The sequence below is a fragment of the Sandarakinorhabdus glacialis genome (assembly GCF_014643455.1).
Classification (GTDB): Bacteria; Pseudomonadota; Alphaproteobacteria; order Sphingomonadales; family Sphingomonadaceae; genus Sandarakinorhabdus; species Sandarakinorhabdus glacialis.
Map to the genome: position 1 here is coordinate 1 of NZ_BMJM01000029.1, position 4,350 is coordinate 4,350.

At 56.2% G+C, this 4,350-nt stretch carries 3 protein-coding genes and 1 pseudogene; all 4 read right to left on the reverse strand.

From position 1 onward, the window contains the following. Positions 1-150: 150 nt before the first annotated feature. Positions 151-307 (reverse strand): annotated as a pseudogene (locus tag IEW98_RS16635) (transposase); the annotation flags it as partial. A gap of 27 nt (positions 308-334) precedes the next feature. Beyond that, positions 335-1,879, reverse strand: a complete 1,545-nt coding sequence (locus IEW98_RS15940; RefSeq protein WP_188764505.1) for a sensor histidine kinase — start codon at positions 1,877-1,879, stop codon at positions 335-337. Between the two features lie 188 nt (positions 1,880-2,067). Continuing rightward, the gene (locus IEW98_RS15945; protein ID WP_188764507.1) at positions 2,068-3,657 is read right to left on the reverse strand and encodes a DUF7125 family protein; all 1,590 of its coding nucleotides are present in this window, start codon (positions 3,655-3,657) and stop codon (positions 2,068-2,070) included. A 1-nt stretch (position 3,658) separates the two neighbouring features. Further along, entirely contained in the window at positions 3,659-4,072 is a 414-nt protein-coding gene (locus tag IEW98_RS15950) for a hypothetical protein (protein ID WP_188764509.1), read from the reverse strand. Positions 4,073-4,350 lie beyond the last annotated feature (278 nt).

The following is a 4,350-nucleotide window of genomic DNA, read 5'->3' on the forward strand; positions in this document are numbered from 1 at the left end:
TCCATCGCTTCCTCAACCGCATGGGCACAGATCGCGTCCATCCGCATGATCGTGCGACGTACCGCAAAGTACTGCTACGCTTGATAAACTTTTGAATCGGGCTCTGAGCACGCCGTGCCACATTCGTCTGACAGTGCCTAATGGTGGCGACTCGACGGCCCCGAGGGCTGCGGTTTGCGGCAGAGCCTTGCGCAGCCTCCACATCAGCCAGTAGGCGGCGTGTGAAGGAAAGCCGCATCTGGTTGGCATTGGCCGAATGGCACGACGTGCGGTCGCTCTTCAACTGAGCCTTGTGCAGCTTGATGAGGGGTCATTGTTAGGAACGATTTTGCACTCAAAGGGCCAAGCGTTCCGTCTCTGCCGAAACAATAACCACCAACCCGTCGGGATTCCAGTGGACAGTCAGTTCCCCGCGCAGACCCGAGCTAACGCTTGTGCGGACCAATACGCTGCCGAAGCCCTTTAGCTCGGGGGGGGTTATTATTACGGGTCCGTCCTTCTCTTCCCATGAGAAAGCAAGGCGGCCTTTGGCCACCGCCCACGAAATGCGGATGCGCCCACTCGGGACAGAGAGAGCGCCGTATTTGGTCGCGTTCGTCGCTAACTCATGCACCACGAGGGCGATGTTCTTGGCGGCTTCCACGCCGACTGCAATTTCCGGCCCGCCAATTTCTACGCGCGGACGGTCCCCGGGTTCTGCTGGATCGGCGTAAGGCGAGAGGACTTTTCGGACCAAGTCCCCCAAAGTCGCTTTCCGTTCAGCGGCAACGGTCACTGAATGTCCGGGCCTTACCAACTGATGGGCGCTGGCGAGCGCGGCAAGCCGGCCTTGAACGGTCTGGACCAGTTCTTTGGGCGTGGCCGCCGACCTGGCGCTCAACGTCACTATGCCCCCGACGACGGCGAACAGATTTTTAATCCGGTGATCCATCTCCTCGAGAAGCAACTCTCGTTGTTCCTCATGATGTTTGCGCAGGCTCACGTCGAGAAAGATCACACCAATCTTCAGGACGGCTTCATCCTCGAAGCGAAAAGCAAACAACTCCAGCGACCTTCCTTGCGATGCCAGTTCGCGCTCAAATCGGATTGAATTTCCCGTGGCCATGACTGCGTCGTAGGTGTCGAACCATGCCTGTGGCTCGTCAGGAAACGCTTCCCGAATAGTCTTGCCAACGACGTCGCCGCGACCAGTTTGTTTCTCAAAACCGGCATTGGCGGAGAGGTAGCGGAAGTCGCTCGGCTCACCGGCGCGGGTATCGATCTTTTCGATTGTGCAGAAGCCCTCGTCAATGACTTCGAAGAGCATTCGGAACCTCGCCTCGCTGGCACGGATGGTTTCCTGTGCTGCCTGACGCTCGGTGATATCGAGAAAACTATTGATTGCCCCGGTGATTTCGCCGCCCTGGTTTTTTAGCGGGCGAATATTCATGAGCACGGCAATCCGCGTGCCGTCGGGCCGCTTGACGTGCACTTCCACGTCTCGCACCTCAGGTATCTTACCGCTTAACACGTCGGGCATGAGGCAATGTTCGTGGGGCATGTGCCTGCCATCCGGCCAGAACATTTTGAACGCGCCGGAAAACCGCTCGTTTTCATCCCATGCCGCTGGCTCGCGTCCCCATAGTTCGACGCAGCGGCGGTTGAAATCCCGAATCACACCCGAGGCATGGCAGGAATAGATGGCCACGGGACCCGATTCGAACAGAGCGCGATAGCGTGCTTCGCTTTCGTGGAGCGTCACCTCCGCTATCTTGCGTTCAGTGATCTCACGTTGCAGTTCAGCGTTCACTAGATCTGTGGCATCGACGAGTTCCTGCTGGCGCAGCGAACTGATGACCAGCGCCTCATTCATCGCGACTATGTCTTTATTGAACCGCATAGCTTTAGTCATTTAGTTTATGCGCCCAACGGAATATTCGGTTCCTGAAAAGTAAAACACGAAGGTGAGCCCGTAAATCGAACGGGCGGCTTGATTGATTACGCCCTTCCGCGCAGGGCAGCGTAACTCGGATGGTCCGCCAAGCCGGCCTGGAAAACCGGACCCCAAGTTCGCTCGCGACCACGCTATCATTTCGCAGCCCTCGACTTAGCTCTAGCTTTCGGCTCCGGAGAAGCTTCCGCTTTCTGCTGCGGGCTTGGGCCGGTTCGCGTGGGAATTCCGGTGGTCAGTCCGTCGTAATCCGTGGATCGAGGCTGGATGACGACCACGCCTTTGTCCGTAATGACATATTCACGGATGTCTTTGCTGTGATTGCCCCCGCGCATTTTGATCACGACCATGACCTTCCGAAGCTGGCCGTCAATTTCCACATAGCGCATCCTGATGATGTCATCGGTCAGGAACGAGATCGTGTAGTGGCTGAAGGAAAACCCGGTAAACGAGTCCTCTACTTCGACCGTACTGAGAATTGTGACCCCGGCCCCCGTCAGCGCCACGATCAGCCGATACAGCGACTCGCGAAAGTCCTCGCGGAAACCGGGTGCTAGCGCCATCTCGAGACTGACCAAAGAATCGATCACGAGACGTTTCGCGCCGACTCTTTCAACGGCATCGAGGATCTCCTGCATGGTTTCATCCACTGAGAGGTCGAGTGGACGAAGGTAGATGATTTCCAGATTTCCCTTCTCCAGCGGCGTTTTCAAATCCAAACCAAAGGCGTCGGCGCGTTCGGTATAGCCTTTCGGTCGCTCTTCAAAGATCGCCATGATCCCCGGCTCGCCATTGCGTAGGCCCGCGGCAATGAATTGCGTGGCCAGCGCCGTTTTGCCGGTCCCCGAAGGCCCGGCTATGAGCAGACTGTCGCCTTCTAGAACGCCTCCGCCCATCATCTTGTCCAAATCAGGAATGCCCATGGATAACCGTCGGCGCTTGGCCGGTTTCGGATTCTTGAGGACAAATCCCAGCGTGCGCGAAAATGCCTGCAATCCGTTTTCGTTGATGCGGACGGTGTGCAATCCTGGCACTGAACCCGACCCGCGCACTTTCACGACTTGCAGCTTTCGCACCACGGAATTTCTTTCCGTCTTTTGCGAAAGCCAGAAGAGGCCATCCGCGATGGTAAACAGTGGATTCCCGTGGGTCTCCTCCTCGCCAAATTCGCCGACCAGAAATGTCGTGGCTTCCCAACTGGTCAGAAACTGAGTGAGCTGCTGAATGAACGATTGCATCTCCATTTCGCCGGCAGCGGACTGCGGTTTGCGCATGACGGTGCGAAAGGAGTCCACCATTACGACGCACGGATTGATCGCCGTGACCTGTTTGATAATTTCAGCGAGGACCGCGTCCAAATCTTGATGCAACACTATGTCGCTGAGATTGCTGAAACGAACGGCGGTACCCACCTTGGACCCATCGAAGAATGAAAACTGTTGCTGGTAGCGCAGCATTTTAATCGCGGGCTCACCGAGAACGGTAAAAAAGAGCGCGGGTTTTTCAGCTGTCGCATTGGCGAAAAGGATTTGGTGCGCCATCGTCGTCTTGCCTGAACCCGGCATGCCGGCGATGACGTTGAATGAAAACTCCGGGATACCGCCGTGTAGGATGTCGTCAAGACCGCGAACGCCGGTGGGCAGTTTGCGGATAGCGACCTTCGCCCGTTGGCTTGCCACATTATTCGCCAGCTTGCGTTCAGCTGCGGCACGAGGGTTTTTTGCCATCTTAATTTTCCTGGCCTAATTCAATGTCGCTGAAATTTCTCAACAATTGCAGCGTCAAGTCTTCCCCTATGAGAGTCATCAGAAGGCCGAGCAACCGGGCAAGCAGAACAATCCCACCATCAGCAATCTCTTTTGGGTTTGGTTGAGCTCGAAGTTCGTTCATCCCTTCAAAAGAGCTGTCGTTTCCAACATGCAACTCGCCCAGCCAATCAACTTCCTTGCTGGCCAACGCGAGCGCGCGCGAAACGAGTGCACGAAAACCGGCCGCCCCCATGAGCGAGACAAACTGCGGGCTCAATTTCTTTATGACGACGAAGACCACTGCGGGGTCTGATTTTGAAGACACATTTCGGCTGATCTCACCGTCGATGAGGCTCTCCGCGTAGATACGAAAATTTGGTACGGCTCGACTCATTCAGTTACGTGCTCGAACGGAATGCTTTTTGGAAAACACCTTGCGTGCGCGTTACGATGTACAGGCATCGAATACTCCAGTTTTCCAGTTCTCGCGAACGGCTGCGTCAAAGGATATTGATCTTCTCATGAACCAATAAAGAGAAGCCGACCAGTTATAATAGGATACGCCTCCGTTGGGTGCCACCTGACCTGCCCCAAGTCCAGACAGCCTACAGCGGCAAGCCGCAGCAGGTCATTCGCAGTGGCATCGCCGACCGCATGCGCCGCCCACGGCGC

What these genes read in the sequence shown, in the direction of transcription:
- IEW98_RS15950 (WP_188764509.1), bottom strand. Translation starts at nt 4,072, where the DNA reads ATGAGTCGAGCCGTACCAAATTTTCGTATCTACGCGGAGAGCCTCATC.
- IEW98_RS15940 (WP_188764505.1), bottom strand. Translation starts at nt 1,879, where the DNA reads ATGCGGTTCAATAAAGACATAGTCGCGATGAATGAGGCGCTGGTCATC.
- IEW98_RS15945 (WP_188764507.1), bottom strand. Translation starts at nt 3,657, where the DNA reads ATGGCAAAAAACCCTCGTGCCGCAGCTGAACGCAAGCTGGCGAATAAT.